Source organism: Methylobacterium sp. NEAU K, from assembly GCF_030700285.1.
Lineage (GTDB): Bacteria > Pseudomonadota > Alphaproteobacteria > Rhizobiales > Beijerinckiaceae > Methylobacterium.
The window spans coordinates 1-20,763 of sequence record NZ_JAUYZJ010000012.1 but is presented as its reverse complement, the minus strand read 5'-3'; the positions used below and the strand labels follow the sequence as shown (position 1 = coordinate 20,763).

The 20,763-nt window shown below is 64.1% G+C and carries 21 protein-coding genes and 4 pseudogenes; 8 read left to right on the top strand and 17 right to left on the bottom strand.

What is annotated here, in order from left to right; translation table 11 throughout:
* Positions 1 to 224: 224 nt before the first annotated feature.
* Both Q8W67_RS11845 and Q8W67_RS11840 read right to left on the bottom strand, forming a co-directional pair.
* Positions 225 to 581: a hypothetical protein gene (locus Q8W67_RS11845; RefSeq protein ID WP_305545586.1), complete on the bottom strand. Its 357-nt coding sequence runs from the start codon at positions 579 to 581 to the stop codon at positions 225 to 227.
* Between the two features lie 412 nt (positions 582 to 993).
* Positions 994 to 1,236 (bottom strand): DUF6522 family protein, encoded by a 243-nt coding sequence (locus Q8W67_RS11840; protein WP_305545584.1) that lies wholly within the window; start codon positions 1,234 to 1,236, stop codon positions 994 to 996.
* A 288-nt stretch (positions 1,237 to 1,524) separates the two neighbouring features.
* Between Q8W67_RS11840 and Q8W67_RS11835 the strand changes: the two genes are divergently transcribed.
* From Q8W67_RS11835 to Q8W67_RS11825, 3 genes are all read left to right on the top strand, one after another.
* Positions 1,525 to 1,824, top strand: a complete 300-nt coding sequence (locus tag Q8W67_RS11835) for a hypothetical protein (protein ID WP_305545582.1) — start codon at positions 1,525 to 1,527, stop codon at positions 1,822 to 1,824.
* A 143-nt stretch (positions 1,825 to 1,967) separates the two neighbouring features.
* Positions 1,968 to 2,540 (top strand): MucR family transcriptional regulator, encoded by a 573-nt coding sequence (locus Q8W67_RS11830; RefSeq protein WP_305545580.1) that lies wholly within the window; start codon positions 1,968 to 1,970, stop codon positions 2,538 to 2,540.
* Between the two features lie 139 nt (positions 2,541 to 2,679).
* Positions 2,680 to 2,895 carry a hypothetical protein gene (locus Q8W67_RS11825; RefSeq protein ID WP_305545578.1) on the top strand — a complete coding sequence of 72 codons (216 nt, stop codon included), beginning with the start codon at positions 2,680 to 2,682 and terminating at the stop codon, positions 2,893 to 2,895.
* 100 nt (positions 2,896 to 2,995) lie between these two features.
* Here Q8W67_RS11825 and Q8W67_RS11820 read toward each other — a convergent pair whose 3' ends face one another.
* The 7 genes and pseudogenes from Q8W67_RS11820 to Q8W67_RS11790 form a co-directional block, all read right to left on the bottom strand.
* A complete protein-coding gene (locus Q8W67_RS11820) occupies positions 2,996 to 3,187 on the bottom strand; it encodes a hypothetical protein (RefSeq protein WP_305545576.1) in 192 nt (63 codons plus the stop codon).
* Between the two features lie 66 nt (positions 3,188 to 3,253).
* Positions 3,254 to 3,952 (bottom strand): thermonuclease family protein, encoded by a 699-nt coding sequence (locus Q8W67_RS11815; RefSeq protein ID WP_305545574.1) that lies wholly within the window; start codon positions 3,950 to 3,952, stop codon positions 3,254 to 3,256.
* 43 nt (positions 3,953 to 3,995) lie between these two features.
* Positions 3,996 to 4,169, bottom strand: a complete 174-nt coding sequence (locus tag Q8W67_RS11810) for a hypothetical protein (protein ID WP_305545572.1) — start codon at positions 4,167 to 4,169, stop codon at positions 3,996 to 3,998.
* Positions 4,170 to 4,321: 152 nt separating this feature from the next.
* Positions 4,322 to 5,065: a PAS domain-containing protein gene (locus tag Q8W67_RS11805; RefSeq protein ID WP_370693863.1), complete on the bottom strand. Its 744-nt coding sequence runs from the start codon at positions 5,063 to 5,065 to the stop codon at positions 4,322 to 4,324.
* 85 nt (positions 5,066 to 5,150) lie between these two features.
* A complete protein-coding gene (locus tag Q8W67_RS11800; RefSeq protein WP_305545570.1) occupies positions 5,151 to 5,564 on the bottom strand; it encodes a response regulator in 414 nt (137 codons plus the stop codon).
* Positions 5,565 to 5,872: 308 nt separating this feature from the next.
* Entirely contained in the window at positions 5,873 to 6,451 is a 579-nt protein-coding gene (locus tag Q8W67_RS11795; protein ID WP_305545568.1) for a hypothetical protein, read from the bottom strand.
* Positions 6,452 to 6,732: 281 nt separating this feature from the next.
* Positions 6,733 to 7,484: pseudogene (locus Q8W67_RS11790) on the bottom strand (IS6 family transposase).
* A gap of 1,372 nt (positions 7,485 to 8,856) precedes the next feature.
* Between Q8W67_RS11790 and Q8W67_RS11785 the strand changes: the two are divergent.
* Both Q8W67_RS11785 and Q8W67_RS11780 read left to right on the top strand, forming a co-directional pair.
* Positions 8,857 to 9,339: an Hsp20 family protein gene (locus tag Q8W67_RS11785; protein WP_305545566.1), complete on the top strand. Its 483-nt coding sequence runs from the start codon at positions 8,857 to 8,859 to the stop codon at positions 9,337 to 9,339.
* A 102-nt stretch (positions 9,340 to 9,441) separates the two neighbouring features.
* Positions 9,442 to 9,936 (top strand): hypothetical protein, encoded by a 495-nt coding sequence (locus Q8W67_RS11780; protein WP_305545564.1) that lies wholly within the window; start codon positions 9,442 to 9,444, stop codon positions 9,934 to 9,936.
* Between the two features lie 3 nt (positions 9,937 to 9,939).
* Here the strand turns inward: Q8W67_RS11780 and Q8W67_RS11775 are convergent, their stop codons facing one another.
* The 7 genes and pseudogenes from Q8W67_RS11775 to Q8W67_RS11745 all read right to left on the bottom strand — a co-directional run bounded on the left by Q8W67_RS11775 (position 9,940) and on the right by Q8W67_RS11745 (position 15,102).
* Complete coding sequence (locus Q8W67_RS11775) at positions 9,940 to 10,254, bottom strand: hypothetical protein (RefSeq protein WP_305545562.1); 315 nt, start codon at positions 10,252 to 10,254, stop codon at positions 9,940 to 9,942.
* A gap of 479 nt (positions 10,255 to 10,733) precedes the next feature.
* Positions 10,734 to 11,078 carry a hypothetical protein gene (locus tag Q8W67_RS11770; protein ID WP_305545560.1) on the bottom strand — a complete coding sequence of 115 codons (345 nt, stop codon included), beginning with the start codon at positions 11,076 to 11,078 and terminating at the stop codon, positions 10,734 to 10,736.
* Positions 11,079 to 11,085: 7 nt separating this feature from the next.
* Positions 11,086 to 11,253 (bottom strand): hypothetical protein, encoded by a 168-nt coding sequence (locus Q8W67_RS11765; RefSeq protein ID WP_305545557.1) that lies wholly within the window; start codon positions 11,251 to 11,253, stop codon positions 11,086 to 11,088.
* Between the two features lie 222 nt (positions 11,254 to 11,475).
* Positions 11,476 to 11,592 (bottom strand): annotated as a pseudogene (locus tag Q8W67_RS11760) (IS6 family transposase); the annotation flags it as partial.
* A gap of 39 nt (positions 11,593 to 11,631) precedes the next feature.
* A pseudogene (locus tag Q8W67_RS11755) lies at positions 11,632 to 12,863 on the bottom strand (IS3 family transposase).
* A gap of 324 nt (positions 12,864 to 13,187) precedes the next feature.
* Entirely contained in the window at positions 13,188 to 13,802 is a 615-nt protein-coding gene (locus Q8W67_RS11750; RefSeq protein WP_305545555.1) for a DUF1269 domain-containing protein, read from the bottom strand.
* 1,024 nt (positions 13,803 to 14,826) lie between these two features.
* Positions 14,827 to 15,102, bottom strand: a complete 276-nt coding sequence (locus tag Q8W67_RS11745; protein ID WP_305545552.1) for a hypothetical protein — start codon at positions 15,100 to 15,102, stop codon at positions 14,827 to 14,829.
* Positions 15,103 to 15,673: 571 nt separating this feature from the next.
* On the opposite strand from Q8W67_RS11745, the gene Q8W67_RS11740 reads away from it, so the two are divergent.
* The 3 genes and pseudogenes from Q8W67_RS11740 to Q8W67_RS11730 all read left to right on the top strand — a co-directional run bounded on the left by Q8W67_RS11740 (position 15,674) and on the right by Q8W67_RS11730 (position 19,727).
* Positions 15,674 to 16,192: a hypothetical protein gene (locus tag Q8W67_RS11740; RefSeq protein ID WP_305545549.1), complete on the top strand. Its 519-nt coding sequence runs from the start codon at positions 15,674 to 15,676 to the stop codon at positions 16,190 to 16,192.
* Positions 16,193 to 16,303: 111 nt separating this feature from the next.
* Positions 16,304 to 17,304: pseudogene (locus Q8W67_RS11735) on the top strand (patatin-like phospholipase family protein).
* 1,355 nt (positions 17,305 to 18,659) lie between these two features.
* Positions 18,660 to 19,727 (top strand): AI-2E family transporter, encoded by a 1,068-nt coding sequence (locus Q8W67_RS11730; RefSeq protein WP_305545546.1) that lies wholly within the window; start codon positions 18,660 to 18,662, stop codon positions 19,725 to 19,727.
* 329 nt (positions 19,728 to 20,056) lie between these two features.
* On the opposite strand, the gene Q8W67_RS11725 is transcribed toward Q8W67_RS11730, so the two are convergent.
* On the bottom strand, positions 20,057 to 20,763 hold a 707-nt coding region (locus tag Q8W67_RS11725), incomplete at its 5' end, for an IS3 family transposase (RefSeq protein ID WP_305545543.1).

Sequence of the window (20,763 nt, the reverse complement as noted above, 5' to 3'; positions counted from 1 at the left end):
GGGCCGGGCACGAGACTTCGTGGAGGTCGGCCAGCATGCCTGAGATGCCGACGAATGAGCCTTTCTCCACCCTGCAAGGTGGAGTGGAGAACGGTGGTGAACGTGGAGGCAAAACCTTCTCCACCACCACCTCCGTAGGGGTGGGTGGGGGTGGTGGAGGTGGTTCGCTACGAGGTGGAGGTGGAGAGCCGCGCCATCGGCCAGCCGAGGTACTGCCGCACCGCTCAGATACCGACGCTGGCCGCGCCTACTGCGGCAGCCTGCGGGACGGTAGCTCCCTTGCGAAGCGCCGTAGCTATCGCCGTCGACATGGTATCGATTGCGGCAGCGCGATCCTGGCCATGATCGTAGGTTCCGCTCCCGTCGGTTCCCAATCTTGCGCGATAATTGTCAGGAAAGCGCTTGTCCATGCGAGCCTTGAGTATGCCCGTCGCATCCCGATAGTTTTCATCAAAGCTTCTAGCTTCAACGAACCTATTTTCGCCAGTAGATTCCTCTCTCCGCTCTATATCATCGGACGTACGACTTGCATTTTCTCCTCCGCCCGCAAAGAACTGGACGAATCTGGAGATCAGAAACATGAGAGTATTCATCGTGGTTCCCTGACTGGGCAGCGGTGCAAGTGCCCTCTGAGGGTAACGCGTCCCGATCTACTTCGGGCACACAGTTGCTGCGATGCCCCCCGCCGAGCAGAGGCCAAGCAGCTCGACGTCCTTGAGAAGCTGGAGAGCATGCGGGTCGCGCTCGACGAGGCGATCAGTGCCCAGCGCCGGATGCTCGCCGAGACGGCCGTGACGATGCCGCCGCTGACAGAGCCTGAGCCGTGGGTTTCGACTTGGCCGGGCGGTGCAGATCCTCGGTGTCGATAAGGGGGCAGTGACTCAGCGCTGTCGCCGTGCTGTGAAGCGAGGGATCGTTGGGGTCGCCGAGAAACGCGGCGGTCAGTGGGCCGTGCGGCTCGACCAGATGGCTAAATCCGCGCCGCCCACCGCCTCACCACACGTCTTCGCTGATCAGCGCACCGCCCTGGTCGAAGGTGCCCGACCAGCCCCTGTCGGGCAGTCGGACGGTCACGCGCGAGAGGCCGGTATCCTGACCATCGCCAGTCGCGAGCTTGGCGTCGACCTGCCCGCGCCGCTTCATCCGCTTCAGATCTGCAACGCGCACATCGAGCCGCGAAGCCAGTTCGCGAGGGCCGACGACCCAATCGCCTTGGTGACCGAGCATGAGCTTCATGGAGTAGCCATCCAACAGCTCGGCAGCAGATGCGGGGCTGAGAGAGACAGTAGCACAGGGCGCCGACCGATCGGGAAGAAAGTCTCGGGATCTCACCCGGTCCAGGCAAGCGAGATCCTGTGTCCCGATGGGGCGACGGAGATCCCGAAGGAGGACCCCAGCCCCCCAGGGGGTCGAATGGGTCCTTGGGACCACCCCCGGCCGAAGCGGGTACATAGCAGCGAAGGTCGCGCGCTTACCCAGCTCAATCGGGCGACTAATCCGATTGCGGCTGCCGCTGGAGCTTCGATGTACGAGCGTGCCGAAGGCTACAATCCTCGGACACGCGTCGATAAATTCACAGCAACAACTGCGACTGCGATGCGCGGCCTTCGCATCGGTAATGGAGCGACGGTTGAGCGAGCCGACGGCGGCAGTTCCGACTTCCTTTCGAACGGAGCGCCCCGTGTCCTCAGGCCGAACAGCATGAACGGAGCGCCGGGCCTCACGATGGATCAGGCCAACGACATGCGCGCCGGCAAGGCTGACGGCGCCGGCTGGGCGGCGCGAGAGCCGGGCGCCAAGGAAGACCTGAGCGACTGGACCTGAGGGAGGGCCGCTGGCGATACAAATCAGAAGCATTCCACAAAGTTGGTCGATATCCGCCGCATCCCCTCAGGAAACCGCAAATGTCTCTTGACTAACGCTCACGCTGGCATCGTTCGTTGCAGCAGCATATCGAGGAGCTGCAAATGGACGAGAGCGCAACAATCCCTGCGGTGGAGCAGACCAGCTTCATCGAACTCACCACCGACATCGTTGCGGCTTACGTGTCGAAGAACTCGGTTCGGCCAGCCGACCTTCCGGCTCTTCTGGCCGAGGTTCATGCGGCTCTGTCCGGACTCAGCGGCACCTCTGCTTCGGCCGTGCCTACGGTGGAGAAAGCGACCCCGTCTCAGATCCGGAAGTCCATCACGCCGGACGCACTGATCAGCTTCATCGACGGCAAGCCGTACAAGACTCTGAAGCGGCACCTGAGCGGCAACGGGCTGACGATCGAGGAATACCGCGAGCGCTTCGGCCTCCCACGTGACTACCCGTCCACGGCGGCCAACTACTCGGCCCAGCGCTCCGCGCTCGCCAAGAGCCTGGGCCTGGGCAACCAGCGGCGGAACGCGGCCCCGAAGGCTGCTGCTGCCGACGAGACGGTTGTGGAGGCGCCCAAGGCCCGCGGTCGGAAGAAGGTTGCCGAGCCTGCGGCTGCACCGGCTGAAAAGCCGGCCCGGACCAGCAAGCCGAAGAAGGCGGCTGCCGCGGCTGAGTGAGCTGTCCGCCTCGTAAGGGTTCAAACAGCCCCGCCGGCATTGACGCGCGGGGCTTCTTCGTGCGCGATTGCAACAACGCGTCATTCACCATCCGACGGGTGGCGATGGACCAAACGGGTGCTGCGTCCGTTCTGGGCCCATGAGTGCACCCGGCCATTCCCAGAAGGGCCTCGTGACGTCGGGCGCGGATACGATTGCCGATCTGCCCGACGCCGTCTTCGTCGAACGCTGGCGCCTCATCACGGGCGAGCCGCCCGCCATCCTGCTGAGTTCCCGTACCGAGATGCTAGCGCTGCTTGTCGGCAGCACGCCTGCGGCGTTGCTTGAGCCGCCGGTCCCGACTTGGGACGGCTGAGCGGCCGTCATCCGCACCACCCAGTAAGTGCCGCTGTCCATCCTACTCCTCCGAGCCGCGTTGCGTATCGGCTCGGCTTATTACCCGTGGGGATGGCGTTTCACCGGGCCAATAATGCCAGCGATGCAGCTATCGCAGCAAGGCTGCGCGCCTTGATTGCTGCCTCCTCGGCCACATGAGCTTCTGTGGAAGCTATCTTGTGTCGCGTCACATCTATGGAAGTTCGTGACGCCTCCACCAGTCCGCGGGCCTCATAAAGTGCGTCGTCGGCACGGATGGGGGTGTCGGTCATCGTCTGACTGTACCCGCTTCCCGCGCCAAAGTTCCTGCAGCAGGCTGGCCCGACAGCCAAATCGGATCAGCTTCGCGCAGCTCGCCAGCCCGCCGCCTTCGCCTCGACCTCGCTGCAGAACATGCGCTCGCCGGAACCTTGGTCGATCACGGTCCGGTCGTAGTCCCGGGTCCCGGGCAGGTGGTAGATCTTGGCGCCCTTGCGCGAGATGTTGCCCTTGATCGCGCAGGCGGCTTGAGGGGGCGCCGGAGCGGCGGCAGGCGGCTTCTCCATCTCCGGCCGAGTCTCGACGCCGCCAGCCCGCTTGGCGCGCCTCCAGTCCGACGGCGGATCGAAGGTGCCGGCCCACAGACCACGCTTCAGCGCACTAGCAGCGATCTCGACCCCGACATAGTTGCGGGAGTAGCGCTGGTAGGCCGTGGCGTAGCCCTGACTCACCATCCAGGCGTTCAGGTCCTCGTCGCCCTTCCGGCAGACCGCGACGGTCCGGCCGTACCGGTCGGTGTCGCGCGGCTCGCACGAGATGTTGGCCTCACCGATCCGGTCCGCCAAGGCGAGCGCCGCCACCTGCCCGCAGCGGTAGGACTTGCCAGCAGCGTCCTGGCAGAGCTGCGCGCTCTCGGGTGCATCGATGCCGTGCAGGCGGATGCGGGTCCCACGGATCACCACCGTGTCGCCGTCGGTGACAGAGGCGCGGCCCACGATCGGCTCCGCGGCCAGAGCTGGGCCGGTGAGCAGCAGGACGGCGGCGAGAGCGTGGCGCATCCCGCCAGGATAGAGGTGCTGACGGCGCCGGCAACCAGAGGCTTCACCGCCGCGTCGGTGCGCTCATATCGATCTCGGGCGTATGGACGATGGTCACGCCGTCCTCGAAGCCCGAGCCGGTCGGCGTGAACTTCACGTCTAAGGTGCAGATCAACCGGGACAAGGCGGCCACGCCCTTGCAGGGGCCGATCAGCTTCTCCGCGATCGCCTGCGCCATGTCGGCTCCGAGAGCAGATGCGTCCAGGCGCAGACGCCGTACACCCGCTTCAGCCTCGCAGATGAAGCCCGCGACACAAGGATCAACGCACCGGGTCCCACGGACCACTACCGTCTCGCCGCGGTGCGCCTTCGGCTCGGCGAGCAGCTGGTTCACTGACAGAGCTGCCTTACCTGCAGCGACCGGTTCGTGATCGCCTGCTCGATCGCGGCCTGCTGGACCGCTCGATCCTCCGGATGGATGGAGCTGCGGAGGTCTTCGAGGCTCATCGGTTCGCCTGGCCGACGTCCGCAAATGGCCTTGCAGCTGTCGGATGCGGTCAAATGCCCGGTGTCGAGGTTGATGCTCCAGCTCCCGAGCTGTCCGGCCTCAAGAGCGAAGCGCAGCCGCTCCTCGCTCGCCTGCAACGCGGCATTGCGCTGGGCGACTTCCGCCTCCAGATCATTCCGATCTTGTTGGAGGCGAACGAGGCGCTCACGCTCCAGGGTGACGTCGAACTGCGAAGCGAAGAAATAGGTCAGCTCACCGTCGTCGCCGAACACGGGTGAGACGAGGAGGCGGTTCCAAAAACTGGAGCCATCCTTTTTGTAGTTCAGCAGGTCGAGTTCGATCGGCGTCCGGCTCTCGATCGCGCCTCTCAAGCGCGCGACGTCCGCCCGGTCGGTCGCAGGTCCCTGCAGGAAGCGGCAGTTCCGCCCGATGATCTCGCCCCGGTCGTAGCCCGTGAGCCGAGCGAACGCCGCGTTGGCGAAGACGATCGGGTTGTCGGTCTGTCGCGGGTCCGTGATCAGCATGGGCATGCGCGTGGCGCGGACAGCCGAAGAGAACGGGTCCGGCCCGGAGCCTGCCCGTGTCAGCTCGCGAATGATGCGAGCTTCCTCCTCGAAGTTCGGCACCTGTATCCGTCCTGCCCAACTCGTCTCAAGCGCTGCCGTATACCGCTCGGTCGCCGGCTCATGAAGGGGGCGAGAGAGCGCAGTCTCAGTTGAGGCGCAGGGCCAGGACCGCCTGCCGTAGCACCCGCTCGGCGCATGGCTTGACGATGAAAGAAATCTTCTCTGGGAGCAGCGCCGCCTCCTCGCGTGTACAGCCTGAGCAGACGATGATCCGAGTCGCCGGCCAGCGGGCGCGGACGGTATGCGCAAGGTCGCAGCCGTCCATCGGCCCCGGCATGTTGACATCAGTGTAGAGGAGTGCGGCACCTTCGCGGGCCTCCAGGTGCTGCAGCGCGCCCTCGGCATTTTCGGCCTGAAGCACTTCGAAGCCGAGATCGAACAGCATGTCGGCCGCCGCCGCACGGACGATCGCTTCATCTTCGGCGAGGACAGCGACGGGGCGGGATCCTGACATGGATCCATTAATGCGAGCCGTCGCCGCGTGTTTCAGCTCAGCCATAGATATTTACGAGCGGTCGGCAGCGCACGCCCACGGATGACGGCTTCCGAGCTGCGCCGACGGTTCTCAGCGCGCCCGCAATGGGTCGGTAGGGGGCCGTCTGCTTTTTCGGTGACCCGTCATCGAAGCGGACGAGCCGCTTCCGGCCAGCATCTGCCGGCGTCCAACGCCCGGACGAACGTCTCAGATGGGTGGATTTCTGCCTGTCCGCTTGCGGGGGGCAGATGCATCGAAGCGGACCTAGCCACGGGGACCACTCACAAGCCATGACGGCCATTCGGCGTTAAAGCTTGTTGGAGTGAACCTTATCAGTGATCCACTGACACGCTGGCATTGCGCTCGGCCCAGGACCGAAACCGGCCGAACCCCCGCGTCGAAATGGCATTGATGCCCTCGGCTTGGTCTGAACTGAAGTGATCCGTGATCCGCTTCTGCTCGTTCGCGGAGGCATCTGACATAGCCTTGAGATCAACCGCGTATTGGATGTTCACCCCGTTTGCCTCATGTTCGCTGCGCGAGATGAGGCCATTCCAGCCACCCGGGCTGATGGACAGTCGATCAGTCCCAATCCATCGCACGAGGCGCTCATCGTCCTCTTGTCTGAATATAATGACCTCATCATTTGTATGTCGATCATTCCCGCGTAGGACTACACGATAGCTGTTCGATGCTCCACCTGGAGGTCCACAGAAGGAATGATAGATGCGGGCCAAGTGCCGCCTGTCCGGCGACGCTATATCCGAAGCGATGGCTCCTGGATCGCACCACTTATCATCACAAACAATCAATGAGCAGGCAGCGTGCAGTATGACATAGAGGAATGCGGCGAAGAACAGCGCTCCTGCGAGAGTTGCGAACGCCAGGGTCCTGATAGCTGATTTCAGCACCCTCAAATCCCTAGTGTGTGGCCTTCGCCTCCCGTTCCCGGCCGACTTTGCCGGACGGCTAATTAACGGCGGCTTTCGGGATGCGCCAGTCGCTCTCCGCGCGGCCGACAAGGGTCGTAGACGGAACGTCCGCTTCCGGATGCACCGCCGCGGTCGGATTGCGATCCTCAGAAGGATCGTTCGCATAACGCGCGCTTATGGGACGGGTCGGGCGACTGATGATTTTTGGGCCTGTCGCAAGCCGTGCCGTAGGCCGCAGGACGGGCTGGTCCGACTCGGTTTCAGGCTTCGTTAACCTTTTGAAGTCCGAAGCAGACCCCGAGCAGCCGGTTCTGCTTGCGCACGGCCCACACGCCGGCAAAGCCGAAGCCCTTGCGCAGCCACAGCATCGCCTTGAAGCCGCAGATCGTGCGCCGCGCCGTGTTGAACGACCGGAAGCCACCAACCCGGGGCATAGGTCGTTTCACCCGGAAGTGGTCGCTCTCGATCCCTTGCTGCAGATGCTTGGTCACGTATTGGACCGGCGTGTGGGGTAGTAGGCCCGCCTTCCGGCTCTCGGCGATGGCCGGCGGATAGGTTCCGGCGCCATCCGTGCCGATGCGGTCGGGCGCGAGAAGCGGCTGATCCGCCAGCATTTTGCGGAAAAACCGCTTGGCCGCCTCGAGGTCGCGCCGGGCGGTGAGCAGGAAGTCCACCGACGTGCCGTGCTTGTCGATAGCCCGATAGAGGTAGCGCACTCGCCCCGCACCTTGATATATGTCTCGTCGATCCGGATCGACCCGCAGTGAGGCCGACGAAACTGGCGGAGCCGCTTCTCGATCAACGGCGCGTAGGCCAGAACCCAGCGGTTCAGGGTGCTGTGATCGACCTCCCAGCCGCGTTCCAGGAACAGCTCCTCGATGTCGCGATAGCTGAGCGGGTAACGCAGGTACCAGGAGACTGCCTGGATGATGAGGGCCGCCTCGTAGTGCCGGCCCTTGAAGTCGGCCTTGGCGCGCTGCTTGAGCTTGGCGGCGATGGCGGACGGGATCATGGGCCGGCTCCAAGGCGGAGGCGGCAAGCTGGGCGGGTATGGCTAACGACCCGTGAACGCGGGCCCGTCCGCGTTTGCGACAAGCCCGCCTGTAGGGCTTCAGGTTAGCGCCTGAGGGTGTGGCGATGGCGTGCCGGTGTACGTCTCGGGTTTGAGCGGGCAACCGGTGTGTGTCCGGCGGTGCTGCAGCTTCAAACGGCCCGCGCCGATATAGCTCCCCGCGAGGATGACTTGGCCATGGCAGGCCGGGCACCGCTTCTGCGCCATCGTGTACAGGCCGCGCGCCTCCGCGAGGGTGGTAGGGTGCCACGCCCCATCCACCTTCACTTCGCAGGCCTGCTGACTGGCCGTTAGCATGGCCGTTCAGTGTGCCGTTGCGGTGTCGATCCGCGACCGCGCGAACAGGCTGGCGCCGATCGTGGCGCCAGCGGCTCGAACGAGGCTCGCCTCTGCGCAGGTGGACGCTACCCGAAGGCCGAGGAACTGCAGCCGCTCCGTCTCGGCGCAGTAGGCAGCAACCCGCGCTCGTCCATGTTCGGGGAGGGTGGACAGCAAGCGGTCGCGCTCGACATCGTCTGCACGGTAGAGGGCTGAATTTAGTCCGATCGGCACCGGGTACCGCGCCAGGAATGCCGCCGTCGGACGGGGTGAAGCTGCCATAGGGTCCTCGCCGCTTCGCTGTTGCAGCAAGGGTGAGTCAGTATGGTTAACGGCACGTTGCTCGGCGGTGCATCCATGCGCGGCGCAGGCTGACCGCGTTGGACACGGCAGAGCCGGGGCTGCTTTGGGGACCGCGCACCTGCTCGGCCTCCTGACGAAACTGCCGAGCCAGAGCGTCGGCAAGCTGCACCGGCATGGGCGGGGCCGGCTCAGAAGCAACGTCGGCTCGGCAGGAACAGCCTCGACGGGGACGCTCGGCGCCGGCTCAGCCGGCTTGGCGCTGCCCCTCAGTTTCATCGGGTAGACGGTGCCGCCGCGTTCTACGAGGCGGGTGCTATCTTGCAACGTTGCAAGATGCTCGCTTCGCACCTTGGTCACAAACGGTTGGCTAACAGCACACGCCCTGGCAATCTTGCTGTCGTTCCACTTGCCCCACACCGCGTCCCGCAGAAGCATCAGGACCGCGCGCCGCTTGTCATCCTTCGTGCGGCGCAGGCCGTGGGCCGCGTTAGCGCCGGCGCTGTGCAGGATGGCGTCGCGCAGGCCGCCCTGGCGCACGCCTGACGTCACGAAAAATCCGGCATCCGCGTTGGAACTCGGCCTCGTCTTTGGCGTTACGCGCGTGTGCGAGGCCCATTCGGGCTCGCATTTGGGCGCCGGACACGGTGTCCGGTGGCCTTCGTCATCACGTTGCTCGCAGGAGGATGTGGTTATGAGGACCTTCGACTTCGCCCCGCTCTACCGCTCCAGTGTCGGCTTCGATCGCCTGTTCGACATGATGGATCAGGCGACCCGTGCCGAGCCCTCGGCGGCGTGGCCGCCCTACAACATCGAGAAGGTCGCCGACGACGCCTACCGTATCACCCTGGCAGTGGCGGGCTTTGCGCCCGACGAGATCGATCTGACCCAGAACGGCAACCGCCTCTTGGTCAACGGCCAGAAGAAGGATGCTGATGGCGAGCATCAGTTCCTGCACCGCGGGATCGCCGCGCGCCAGTTCCGGCAGACTTTCGACTTGGCCGACCACGTGAAGGTCACCGGCGCGAGCCTGGAGAACGGCTTGCTGACGGTCGACCTCGTCCGCGAGGTGCCAGAGGCCTTCAAGCCGCGGCGCATCCCGATCGGCGGCGCCTCAGCGGCTGTCGGCCAGGACAACGCGCAGCCGCAGGTCGTGGACCACGCCAAGGCCGCCTGAGCCCTGCCGAACTGCTTCTGAACAGATGCCCTCGCGAACTCGATAGTCCGCGAGGGCCACACCTTTCTGCACCCTGCAGCGCACTTTCAGGGAGAACGACCTATGTCGATGATGGAGACCCGCCTTTCGCATTCTGGCCCTATGAACCCGACTGCCACCCAGCCGGCTTCCTTCGAGGCGTGGCAGGCGCTTGTCGCGCCCGGCGACGTGTTTCGCCACCCGCGGGAGGTGCTGACCCACCCGCTGCTGTCCCGATCAGAAAAGCGCACAATCCTGGCGTCCTGGGCATCGGATGCGTGCGCCCTTGTGAATGCGCCCGGCCTGCGCTGCCTGACAGGCTGCAAGGCCGAGCCGGTATCCGTCGATGCTGTGCTGGCCGCCCTAACCGAGCTTGATCGCCGTCCTTCTCCAGGGATGAACATGTCCGCGCTTACTCAGGCACCAGCCCGGCGCCGCCTGAGCCGGCTTGCAAACCTGCGTCGGTACATCCGACCTGGACGCCGGGACGATGACGACGATCCACCGTCCTGTCCGGCAGCGACGATGCTGAGACCGCGGGTACCACCGAGCCTCGCCGCGGTCGCCATGTGCAGCTGACCGTCACAAACTCTGCTTTGAGGGCGCGCAGCTTGGTCCACTCGGTTCGTCGCAGGCGCCTTTGGCGGGTTCCTGGCCCTGTGCCAGCCGGGCATCGAGGGTGCGGCGGATCACGCCCGGGTCGGCCGCCTCCGCGTCGCGCAACTGCCGTGCCTCGTGGATCGCCTTGCGGGTCAGGCCGAGATCGGTGACGGCAGCCCTCATGTTCCCATCAGGAACATGAGCGGCGTGCTGCCCCTGCACGGCCACCTCGCCCCGCTGCTGCGCGGCGTCGTACTCATCCGCCAGCCGGCGCTTGGCCTGGGACTCGATCTCCAAGGCGTCGGCTTGGGCGCGGTGGGCAGCTGCGCTGAGCTATGGTGTGGAAGCGCACCTGAGGGGAAGAACAGCGCCACTTATGCGCTTACCTGCGCTCGGTAGGCGGTTGTCCGCCACGCGCAGGGTGCCCATGTCGGCCACGTTGGGCCGCGATGGCGTCGCGGTTCAGCAGCCCTTCTCCAAGGGCGTTTCCTCCCAAGACTTCGGGCCGCTCCTTCAGGGCGGCCTTTTTTCTGTCTACACACCTGATATAGTAGCGCTTCCCTTTGCTGATGCGCCCGAGGTGTTCGCGACCCACACGGTGCTGTTGCGGGTGGACACGCGGCAACAGGCGGGTGCGGGCCAGTTCCCTTTACCTTGCCCGTGGCGCCTAGGCCGGGCAGCTGCGTGAGGGTCGGCGTATGCGGGGGAATTGGACACCGCGAGGCGCCGGCCCACGGCCTGTTGTTGCAGGCAGTGCCTAGCGGCTACGGCGCGGATCAACGCCGCAGCGCGTCGATCCAGGCTTTGACCGGATCCACCACGTACACCACGTAGGCCGCCCATGTCCGCGCCCAGGCGGCCGGGTGCTCATCGGTGCCTGCGGGCCCTGCCGCCATCACGGCGGCAACGTAGGCGTCCTCCTGCGCCCTGCACTGGTCCAAGGCGTTGCGCTCGTCTCCTGCCTGGCTCTGGCCGGTGGGTTGGTGAGCATAGGCCTCGCGCAGGCAGCGGTGCCACGCCTGCTCCAGCGCACGCGGATCGGCCGGCTCGGCCGTCAGGGCCGAGGCCGGCCCGGCGCCCGCAAGGGCCACGAGGAAGGCTATGGCCTGGATGGGCGGCACCCGCCTATTAATCTGAGGCGTCGGCCGGCTCCGCGATCACCGTGGCGGATGCTATGGTCGTGTTGCCAGTAGCCTGCTGCAGCTCATGACGGGCAACGCCGTCCGCCAGCGCCACGAGGGCGGCGAGCAGCAGCCCGATGAAGGCGCTACGGGTGAGGATCGAGCGGTTGAGCATGGGGGCGCCTTAGAGACGCCCACACCGTAGCCAGGCCGTTTGGCGCTGGCTGCCGCGCCGCCGCCACAGCGGGTACGAAAAGCGAACGGCCTTCCGTGCTGCTCAAGGCCGGAACCGCCCCTTCTCGCACCAAAACCGCGTGCGTGTGCCCGGCTGGCCACCGAACAGGGGCCTGTCGCAAGCCGTGCCGTAGGCCGCAGGACGGGCTGGTCCGACTCGGTTTCAGGCTTCGTTAACCTTTTGAAGTCCGAAGCAGACCCCGAGCAGCCGGTTCTGCTTGCGCACGGCCCACACGCCGGCAAAGCCGAAGCCCTTGCGCAGCCACAGCATCGCCTCGAAGCTGTAGCGCCCTCGGTTTATGAGACACCGGGAAGGAGCCTACGCGGCGCGAGCCGCGGGTGAAAGTCGTGCCTGGCGGGCAGCGGCGGGCGATTGGAAGCCGAGCCGCTCGATGAGCCAGGTGGTGTTGTAGGTCTCCCGGAAGGCCAGGAGTGCGTGGCGCAAGGCTTCCAGGGTGTCGAAGCTCTGCACCCAGAGCAGGTTCTCCTTCAGCGTCCGGATGAAGCGCTCAGCGCAGCCGTTGCCCTCGGGCGCTCGCACGAAGGCGGGCGAACTCTCCGCCCCCAAGAAGGCGAGCTCGGCCTGGAAATCATGGGCCATGTAGCAGCTGCCGTGATCGTGCCGGATGCTCAGCCCGCGCGCCACGTCCTTGGCGACGGCTCCAAAATGGCGGCGGACGCCCTGGCGCAGCGGCTCCAGCGCCTCGAAGCGGGTGCCGCGCCGGGCGGCATGGACGCCGATACACTCGGCGTTGTGATGATCGATGGCGATGAACACCGCGACCTGTCCCTCGCCCGTCCAGGTCGTGGTCATGTCGGTGCCCCACATCGTGTTCAGTGCCTCGGGGATGATGGTGCCGTCGTGGTTGCGCGGGCCCCGGGGGGATCCGACGCGGGCGGGGGCGAGCAGATCGTGCTCGCCCATCAGCCGCAGCACGCGCTGTTTGGAGGTGCGCACGCCAGCCACGCGCAGCCGCGCCCAGACCTTGCGGTGGCCTTCACCGTGGAACGGGCTGGCGGCCAGGACGCCGCGGATCCGCGCCACCAGGGCCGCGTCCGGCATCGGGCCGGTCGGTCCAGGCCGCTGGGCCTGCGGCCGTGCGGGATGACGCTGCCGATAGACGCTGGCACGCGCGGTCCGCCAGACCCGGCAGACCCGGGCCAGACCATAGGGCCTGCCGCGGCTCGGCGAGGAGGTCCGGCTCATGGCCTCCACCTCCGCCGCGCTAAAGGGCGGCCGCCCTCCAGGACCGCGATATTGGCCTCCAGAAGCTCGCGCTCCAACAGCATCTCGCCGAGCTTGGCCTTCAGACGGGCGCTCTCCAGCGCCTCGCCATCGGTCGCGCGGGTCGCCAGGTGGGCCTCGCCGCCGGACAGAAAGGCATCGCGCCAGTCGCTCAAGGTCGCCGCCGTGACGCCCAGCTCGCGAGAGACCATCTCCAGGTCCTCACCGCGTATCAGCCGCAGCACCGCATCGCGCTTGCGCTGCCGGGACATCCGCCCGCCCCGCCCCGGACCTGCCGCCACGGCCGTCGTTGTCTCTGTCGTCATCATCCACCTCTGCTGCGGACAGCGTCCGCTAACGAGGTGTCTCACTCAACCCTAGGGCGCAGGAAGATGTACGGGGGCTCGATGTAGTCGGCGGTCAACGTCGAAGCATCCATAGGAAGATGGCCCCTCGACCTCAGTGCAGTCGCGTCCAGGGTAGACGGCTGTGGATCAGCGGCGAAGGTGCTCATGCTGCACTCCGAAGGCGTACCTTGGGTGATCGCGCAGAGTGATCGCCATCCGGCCTATGCTTAGCATAGTCTGGACGGCCAAACCTCGGCGGTAGAACTCGTGGCGCGCTCGTGACGAATGCACTAATCGAGCCTGTCAGTGGGCTCTCACCTGCGAAGGAGATGTACCGTCGCTCACGGCAAAGCCCGTCGTGTTCGGGACAGGTGCTGCGGTTGCAACGGTCCCGCCCAGCGTGCCGATTGCCGGATCCGAGAGGGCAGCTTGCAGCCGGCTTTCCTGTTCCGGCGAGAGCGACGAGCGGATCACCCGACCGCGGAATTGTGAGATGTCGCTCAACACCTTCTCGGGTTGAGCCTTGCGCACAAGAACGAACAACGCCGACGTGTCGGGCTGCAACGTCTGCGCGATCGAGCGGATGAAGTCATCATTGATGCCGTAATCGATGAGGCTCCCCGACATGGCTCCTGCGCCGGCGCCCAGTGCCGCACCGGCCGCGAGACCGATGAGTGGGTTTAGGAACAGCAGCCCGACAAGCGAGCCCCACATAGCCCCGCGTAAGCCTCCGAGGGCGGCGCTGGTTCCTACGAGATCGAAGCTTTGCTTCAGGTGTATCTTACCGCCTGGATCGCGGGTCACGACCACGGCGTCCTCCAGGTCGAGCAGGTATTCCTTCTGCAGGCGCATCAGCTCGTTGAGCGCACGATCTGCCTCATGGAGATCCTCGAAACCTATGACAACAAGCTCAGCCATTTGATGTCTCCTGCCTAGGTTTCTCGTCAACCCGGTCGACGCGATCGATGCTTTCAGCTTCTTCAATAAAGCCGGTATATATTCCTCGTCCGAATCTCACTTCCTCCGGATCTTCCAGCTTCGCTCAGCCGCCGCGCCATGTGCCGTGCCGGTGATTTGGGCTGACGGCCCCTCGCTAAGCGGGCGGTAGAAGTACCCGCCCAGACCTGCGCCGAGCAGCGCACTCTCGCTGAACCGGGGGACATCGCCGATCACGCGCCACTCTGAGGCTACTGATTCTGGCGAGGCCAATAGCGTGATCATTGTCTGTGCGTGCCTAGGGGGCAGCGCTGGTGTGAGGCATCGTGGAAGCAGAGTTGCCCCAGCCTGCCGAACCCGAAGCCTCCGATGTCGAGCCGCGGGGCGGCCGGATCTGGCGCGTTGTCCACCTCTCCGACTTGCACGTAGTCGGAGAACGATACGGGTGCCGCATCGAGTCCGGGTGCAAACGAATTGTAAGTGAACGGTGCTGTGAAATCCTTTCGTCCTACATGTGTCGATGGCGGCGCGTTGGCTGCTTGTGGCGCCGAGCGTGGTGTGAATATTTGTGTCCGACCGAGATCACGTTCCAAGGTACACTTACACCAGAAGGCCTTCCGGGCAGAGCAGAAACGGAAGTTGCAGGGCCTACAACTCCGAGCGTGGTGAGCATGGCGGTCGTGACAACGGCAATTATCTTGTTCATCTCATTTTCTCGCTGGTTGAGCCTTGGCTCGCCACTTGCGGTCGACTTAGTTCAAAATTAGTGTCGAGCTGCAATTTTCTTATGCTCGATCGTTACAGATCTTAAGCCCGTCACACCCTAAAATCACGAGCGCATTCGCGAAATTTTGCCGATAAACCCGAGCCCGAATGAGGCGTAGCTTTCATTCTCTGTCTACAGAATTCTGGTACGGCGGGACGTATGCACGCAGCCGCTATTTCGACTTGCGGGCGGCGCTCGACACTCTGCCAGCATTGCAAGCCGTTCAAGCTAGGAGCCATTCTACTTGGCGCGTTGTGCCCCCAGACCGGCCCGAATCGGTGTCGCGGCCCGCGAATTTCGGGCCAGCCCCACCCAGCACCAAGACAGGCCGGCGACAATCAGATCGCATGAGACGAACAGCCCCATCGCCCAAAGGCCGGAATAGGGCCACTGCCGGATGATGGCCGCCCCGAGCAGCACCGAAATCAAAGCAAATAGGATAACCGCGGAGCGGGAGGTCTTCACCTCGTGGACGACGGCCCACACAGCTCTGGCAATACCCGATGCGATCAGCACGAAACGGAGGCCTGCAAGCGCTGTAAGACCGCAAACAGGCCGCCAATGAAGTATAGCGCGCCGGCCAAGCCCCAAGCCGCGCGAGAGTGCTACGGCTCGCTCCCGCGCGATTGTGCAACGGCCTCTATGATCTCCGCTGGCCCGGCAATTAAAAGTAGGACGCTGTACCCAAAGGTGCTGACGACGGTGAGGGTAACCGTCATGTAGAGGCCCGTTGCCTCGAGGACGAGGAGAACAACACCGGCGGCGACGAGCCACCATTGGCTCGCTCGGGTGCCGAGGCTCGGCTCGTTGAAGGCTACTCCGCCGCTCATGAGCCGTCTCCCGAAACTCACGGCAATCTACATCGAAAGCGAACGCATGCTTGATCCGATGGGACAACGGTGCCAGTCAGATCCCTCCTGAGGATAAATATTTTGGCGCACAGCATCGAGTCTATGGCTTTCACGATATCCTCGGATACAATGTTATTGGGCTCCCGCAATCAGATCCCTAGTGTTTACAGAGCTGACAATTCTGGCCGATTGAGGCAAAGTACGAGTAGTTCGCTTGATGTCTGAAGAGGCCGGATATGGGTGTAGATATTGCTTCCGAACGCCGACTCCTCTCGGAGGACGAACTCGAGCGCGTCAAGCTCAGCCATTACCCCGATCTCGGTAAGCTTGAGCCGGATGAATCCCTCGCGCTGGCTAGGTGGCTGCGCGAACGACGCAACCGAATTCGTGACATCGTCGCAGCGCGCCGGCGCGCTCGGCGAGGCAAGGCCTCCTCATCTGGCCTCGAAGCACCCGAAATCAGCGAGCGTGGACTTTCCGAGAAAAAGCAGGTCTTCGCACGCGCCGTTCGGCGGGTGAACGCGCGTCTCGAGCGGGACCGGGCCGATCGGCGACGCGAGCGGATACGCATGAATATCGACGAGGCCCTGAGGCGCAAGCGCTCCTCGGTGCGGCACCATCCGGCCGCCGGGGAGATGCCAAACAATGGTATGCGGTCGATTGGGAGCGGCCGACGGACAGGCGCGACGGAGCGAGCCGAGATCGGTCGCGTCTCGCAAGCGGTCAAGGACGCCCAAGCCAAGCGCGACAGCTGACAAAACTGGCACCAGCGGTCGGAGTCGCTGCGCCGGCGATCCGCATCCCGGCCCCGGATCGGAGGTACGAATGCCGCGCAACCCCGATAAGGAGAGTTCCATCCGCTTCTAATCGACCTCGCGGTGCAGGGCGGTGGCGCCCACGGCGCCTTCACCTGGGGCGTTCTCGATCGCCTGCTCGAGGAACGCCAGCTCGAGATCGAAGCAATATCCGGTACGTCGGCCGGCGCCATGAACGCCGCAGTACTGGCCCATGGCTACGGCCAGAACGGGCCAGCTGGCGCGAAGGCTGCGCCCGAAGGATTCTGGCGGCAGGTGTCCGATGCCGCAAGGTTCAGCCCGTTCCGCCGCGGCCCGTTGGACATCCTGCTCGGGCGCTGGAGCCTCGACCATTCGCCCCTCTTCGTCGCCTTGGACATGATGGCGCGTGTCGTCTCGCCGTATGATCTCAATCTGAGCCGGCGCCAATCCGCTGCGCGCGATCCTCGAGGATGCAATCGATTTCGACCGCCTGACGCGCAGCCCGATCAAGCTGTTCGTCACGGCTACGAACGTCCAGAGCGGCAGAGGACGCGTGTTCCGCAACGAGGAATTGAGCCCCGATGTGCTGCTCGCCTCGGCCTGCCTCCCGACGCTGTTCCAGGCCGTCGTGATCGAGGGGAATCCCCTTTTGGGATGGAGGATATGCCGGCAATCCGACGATGACGCCCCTCATCCGCGATTGCGACTCCCAGGATACCCTTCCGGTTCAGATCAACCCGATCGAGCGGCCGGGATCGCCGAACTCGGCCCGGGAGATCTCAAATCGGCTCAATGAGGTGTCGTTCAACGCCGTCCTGATGAAGGAGCTCAGGATGATGGCACTGCTCAAGCGCGTTGCCAGTCTGAGCGACCAGGAAGGGGCACGATGGGCGAGCATGAGGATCCACCGGATCTCCAGCGAGATGATGCTGGATCTTGGTTATTCATCCAAGCTCAATGCCGAATGGCCGTTTCTCACCCTGATTCGGGGCGAGGGTAGGCGTGCGGCTTCCAAGTTTCTCGATCTACACCGAGCCGATCTCGGCCAACGCTCGTCTCTCGACCTCGATCCTTTCCTTCAAGGGGTATAACCGCTGGGGGCTACTCGGCCTATCGATTGTTCTCAGGCCTTTGATCGGCCTGGCCTATCGCTGGAGAGCATCTGGCCGCCCACACGAGCGGCGTCGCCCGTCGCGGCACTGTTCGCGAGAGAGCCGCTGCTCGTGCACTGGACGCCTCCTCATGGGAGCCGCCCACCTCATCAGGCGATACTCTCACCTTTTTTCTCTCGGAGCGCTGTTCGGAAAACTGACGGAGGATAGTTCATCCTCGTCACGTCGACATCCGGGCCGCGGTCATCAGAGCCGGAACCCTCGACAGCCTGCTGCACAACAGCGCCGTGACCAGCTTGCCGTCCGTCTGTGGCCCGGGCTATCGCGACAACTTTGACGATATTGTCTCGCCGGCGTCGCAAGTCCAATTGCTTGTGATGCCTCAAAGTATACGCTCGATTCCGGCGAGCGACAGCCCTTTTTGTCAGCGCCACTCGCACACTCGGCGTCCACGACGCCACCAACAAACGCGGCGGCGACGGCGACGCGGATTTACGACGACGACCCGCGCGTTTTCGATAAGATTGTTGCGGCTTGCTTGATCGGAGGCGCCGTGGTCGCGAGCGCCTTGACCGGAGATGCCAGGCGAGAACACTAGGGCCTCGGCAGCTCTCGGCATGAGAGCCAAGCTTACGGACGCGACGAAGACTCCGGACGATGCTCCCACGAGCATCGCGCGGCGATTGAGGGCTGTCATAAAAGCCTCCTTCGCTTCAGATCGGAACCAACTTGGCCGTCGCGCCAGTTCTCGAAAGCGCAGGCTTCGGAACTATTGACTTCACCCACGATCCAGAAGTGCCGAGCCTTTTGTTGGCTGAATCAGACGCGTTAAATTAGCTTATTTTCGATTCCGGTTCCAAAACTACGGGCGTTTCGTCGGGACGTCAACGGAACCCGACGCGGACGAATGCAGTATGCCGATCTTCACCAGGGCGGAGTGACACGGCCGGCAGCATATGTAATCATAAGGAATCTTGGTCGAGTGCTGTCGGCGATGAGAATTCGCCCGCGGTATCGAGTGCCGTCAGCGTCGACGTTGCGCTGCTCACGAAGCCGAAGCATCAAGGGAGACCGGGATGAAAGCTCTTGTCGGGACGCTTGCTATCCTCGTCGCCCTCAGCTCCGCTACTGCCGACGCGAAGACGTCGAAGTCTGTGAGAGGCGTAGACTCCGCCATGCGCGTCGACTGCCTCAAGCAGGCTAGGCTCCGACGGTTCGACAGACGTTTTGCTGCGCGCAATCGCTTCATGAAGGAGTGCATGGCACGATCGTAAGATCGGACGTATCGGTTTGACGGGCTCCCGAGTCGGCGGGCTGGCGTCGGAGGCGCCCACATGTTCAAGCCTGCAAAGCCAACAGAAATCCTGAACGCCATCTGCGCCTTGATCCTGATAGGTGGCGCGCTCACTCTCGCCCGCTCGGTGTTCGCGCCCCTGGCCTTCGCCCTCTTCGTGATCGCCATCGTATGGCCTTTTCAGAGGCGGCTTCAGGCGGCTCTTCCCAGAGTCCTGGCGGTTTTGATCAGCGTCACACTGACAGCCGCTGCTATCCTAGCGTTCGGCTCCTTGGTTATTTGGGGATTTAGCAGGGTCGTCCGGTCCGTCATCAGCGACGCCATGCGCCTGCAAGACCTCTACGCTCAGACGGCAGACTGGCTGGAAAAACACGGGATCCTCCTCGCCGGGCTCTGGGCCGAGCACTTCAACGTTCAATGGCTGCTGCGCCAGCTGCCCGAGTTGACGAGTCGGTTCAACAGCACGGCGACCTTCCTGTTCGTCGTCCTGATCTACGTCATTCTGGGCCTGCTCGAAGCCGACGATGTGGTGCGAAAGCTGACCGCCGCCGGCGCGCGCGAGTTCGGACGTGCTCTTCTCGCTGGGTGCGCACGAACAGGCGTGAAGCTTCGCAGGTTCATGCTCGTCCGCACGCTGATGAGCCTTATGACAGGCGCGCTCGTATCGGCTTTCGTGGCCATCACCGGGCTCGAGCTCGCCCTCGAGTGGGGAGTGATTGCTTTCGTCCTGAACTACATCCCGGTGATCGGACCCTTCGTTGCAACTGTCTTACCGACTCTGTTTTCCATAGCCCAGTTCGCATCGTGGCAGACGGCTCTCACGATCTTTGTCTGCCTGAATCTGATTCAGTTCGTTGTCGGGAGCTACCTGGAGCCGCGGGTCGCCGGAAACGCGCTGGCGATGTCGCCGTTCATTGTTCTGTTTGCGGTATTCTTCTGGACCTATCTATGGGGGGTCGCCGGCGCCTTCATCGGCGTACCGATCGTGATTGCGATCCTGACGGTCTGCGAACAGTATCCATCGAGCCGCTGGATCACAGATTTATTGGGATCTCCGAGCAATCGGATGGACGAAGTGCGTGCGCCACTGCGGCACCCCCGGAGCTAGTTCAAAAACGCATTCAAAACGCACAGGCCGGATCAAATATTGTGCTGCAACGGCAGGGCCTTAGCGAAATCGCCCTGTATCATCCCTCCGCGTCTGTGCACTAGGATGGATTGCTGGGCTTTATTCAGATGCGTCGAGACAACCTGGGTCGATCGACGCTGCATGCGGCCTCCGTGGTGGATCAACCCGTCGTCAGCAGCATTTCATGCCGGCGAGGTTTCAAACATCGATGCGCTCAGGTTCGAGCAAGCGGAGACGACCATTCTCGTCAGCAGCGAGGGTGTGAACGTATGACCTGACCGGTATTTTGGACCGAGCCGATTGAGAGGCTACTGCATGGTGGCGGCCATGGGTAGCCGGAAGGCCAGATCCGGGAAGCTGACAGGCGCAGGTGGCCGATAGCCAAGCGACGAATGCGGTCGGACGCGGTTGTAGGTAGATTGCCATAGACCAATCACGATCTGCGCCTCCTTCAGCGAGTAGAAGATTTCTTGGTGTAGGCACTCGTCGCGCAGCTTGCCGTTGAAGCTCTCACAATACCCGTTCTCCCACGGCGAGCCGGGTGCGATGTACTGGATCTGCGGCCCCGTCTTGGCGACCCACTTACGCAGCGCCTTCGAGATCATCTCGGGGCCATTGTCGCAGCGGATGTGCTCCGGGATACCGTGCAGGCACATGGCGTCGGCCAGCGCCTCGATCACACCTACGCTGTTGATGCGTCGGGCCACCTTCAGCGCCAGGCAGGTCCGGCTGTGCTCGTCGATCAGCGTCAGGATGCGCAGGCTCCGCCCGTCGTGCGTCTGCGCCTGCACGAAGTCGAAGCTCCACACATGGTTGCGGCGGAGCGGCCGTAGCCGCACGCAGGAGCCGTCGTTGAGCCAGAGACGGCTGCGCGGCCGGTGCTTCTGGGGGACCTTCAGCCCCTCGCGACGCCAGATGCGCTGAACCCGATCCTTGCCCACCTGCCAGCCGTCTGCCTGCAGCAGCGCGGTGACACGGCGGTAGCCGTAGCGCCCGTACTCGGACGCCAGGGCGA

Bases quoted from the DNA above. Each gene is read 5' to 3' on its own strand.
- Q8W67_RS11740 (WP_305545549.1), top strand. From the start codon at position 15,674: ATGGGTGTAGATATTGCTTCCGAACGCCGACTCCTCTCGGAGGACGAA.
- Q8W67_RS11785 (WP_305545566.1), top strand. From the start codon at position 8,857: ATGAGGACCTTCGACTTCGCCCCGCTCTACCGCTCCAGTGTCGGCTTC.
- Q8W67_RS11810 (WP_305545572.1), bottom strand. From the start codon at position 4,169: ATGGCGCAGGCGATCGCGGAGAAGCTGATCGGCCCCTGCAAGGGCGTG.
- Q8W67_RS11830 (WP_305545580.1), top strand. From the start codon at position 1,968: ATGGACGAGAGCGCAACAATCCCTGCGGTGGAGCAGACCAGCTTCATC.
- Q8W67_RS11825 (WP_305545578.1), top strand. From the start codon at position 2,680: ATGAGTGCACCCGGCCATTCCCAGAAGGGCCTCGTGACGTCGGGCGCG.
- Q8W67_RS11800 (WP_305545570.1), bottom strand. From the start codon at position 5,564: ATGGCTGAGCTGAAACACGCGGCGACGGCTCGCATTAATGGATCCATG.
- Q8W67_RS11845 (WP_305545586.1), bottom strand. From the start codon at position 581: ATGTTTCTGATCTCCAGATTCGTCCAGTTCTTTGCGGGCGGAGGAGAA.
- Q8W67_RS11750 (WP_305545555.1), bottom strand. From the start codon at position 13,802: ATGGCTGAGCTTGTTGTCATAGGTTTCGAGGATCTCCATGAGGCAGAT.
- Q8W67_RS11840 (WP_305545584.1), bottom strand. From the start codon at position 1,236: ATGAAGCTCATGCTCGGTCACCAAGGCGATTGGGTCGTCGGCCCTCGC.
- Q8W67_RS11815 (WP_305545574.1), bottom strand. From the start codon at position 3,952: ATGCGCCACGCTCTCGCCGCCGTCCTGCTGCTCACCGGCCCAGCTCTG.
- Q8W67_RS11780 (WP_305545564.1), top strand. From the start codon at position 9,442: ATGTCGATGATGGAGACCCGCCTTTCGCATTCTGGCCCTATGAACCCG.
- Q8W67_RS11820 (WP_305545576.1), bottom strand. From the start codon at position 3,187: ATGACCGACACCCCCATCCGTGCCGACGACGCACTTTATGAGGCCCGC.
- Q8W67_RS11730 (WP_305545546.1), top strand. From the start codon at position 18,660: ATGTTCAAGCCTGCAAAGCCAACAGAAATCCTGAACGCCATCTGCGCC.
- Q8W67_RS11765 (WP_305545557.1), bottom strand. From the start codon at position 11,253: ATGCTCAACCGCTCGATCCTCACCCGTAGCGCCTTCATCGGGCTGCTG.
- Q8W67_RS11835 (WP_305545582.1), top strand. From the start codon at position 1,525: ATGTACGAGCGTGCCGAAGGCTACAATCCTCGGACACGCGTCGATAAA.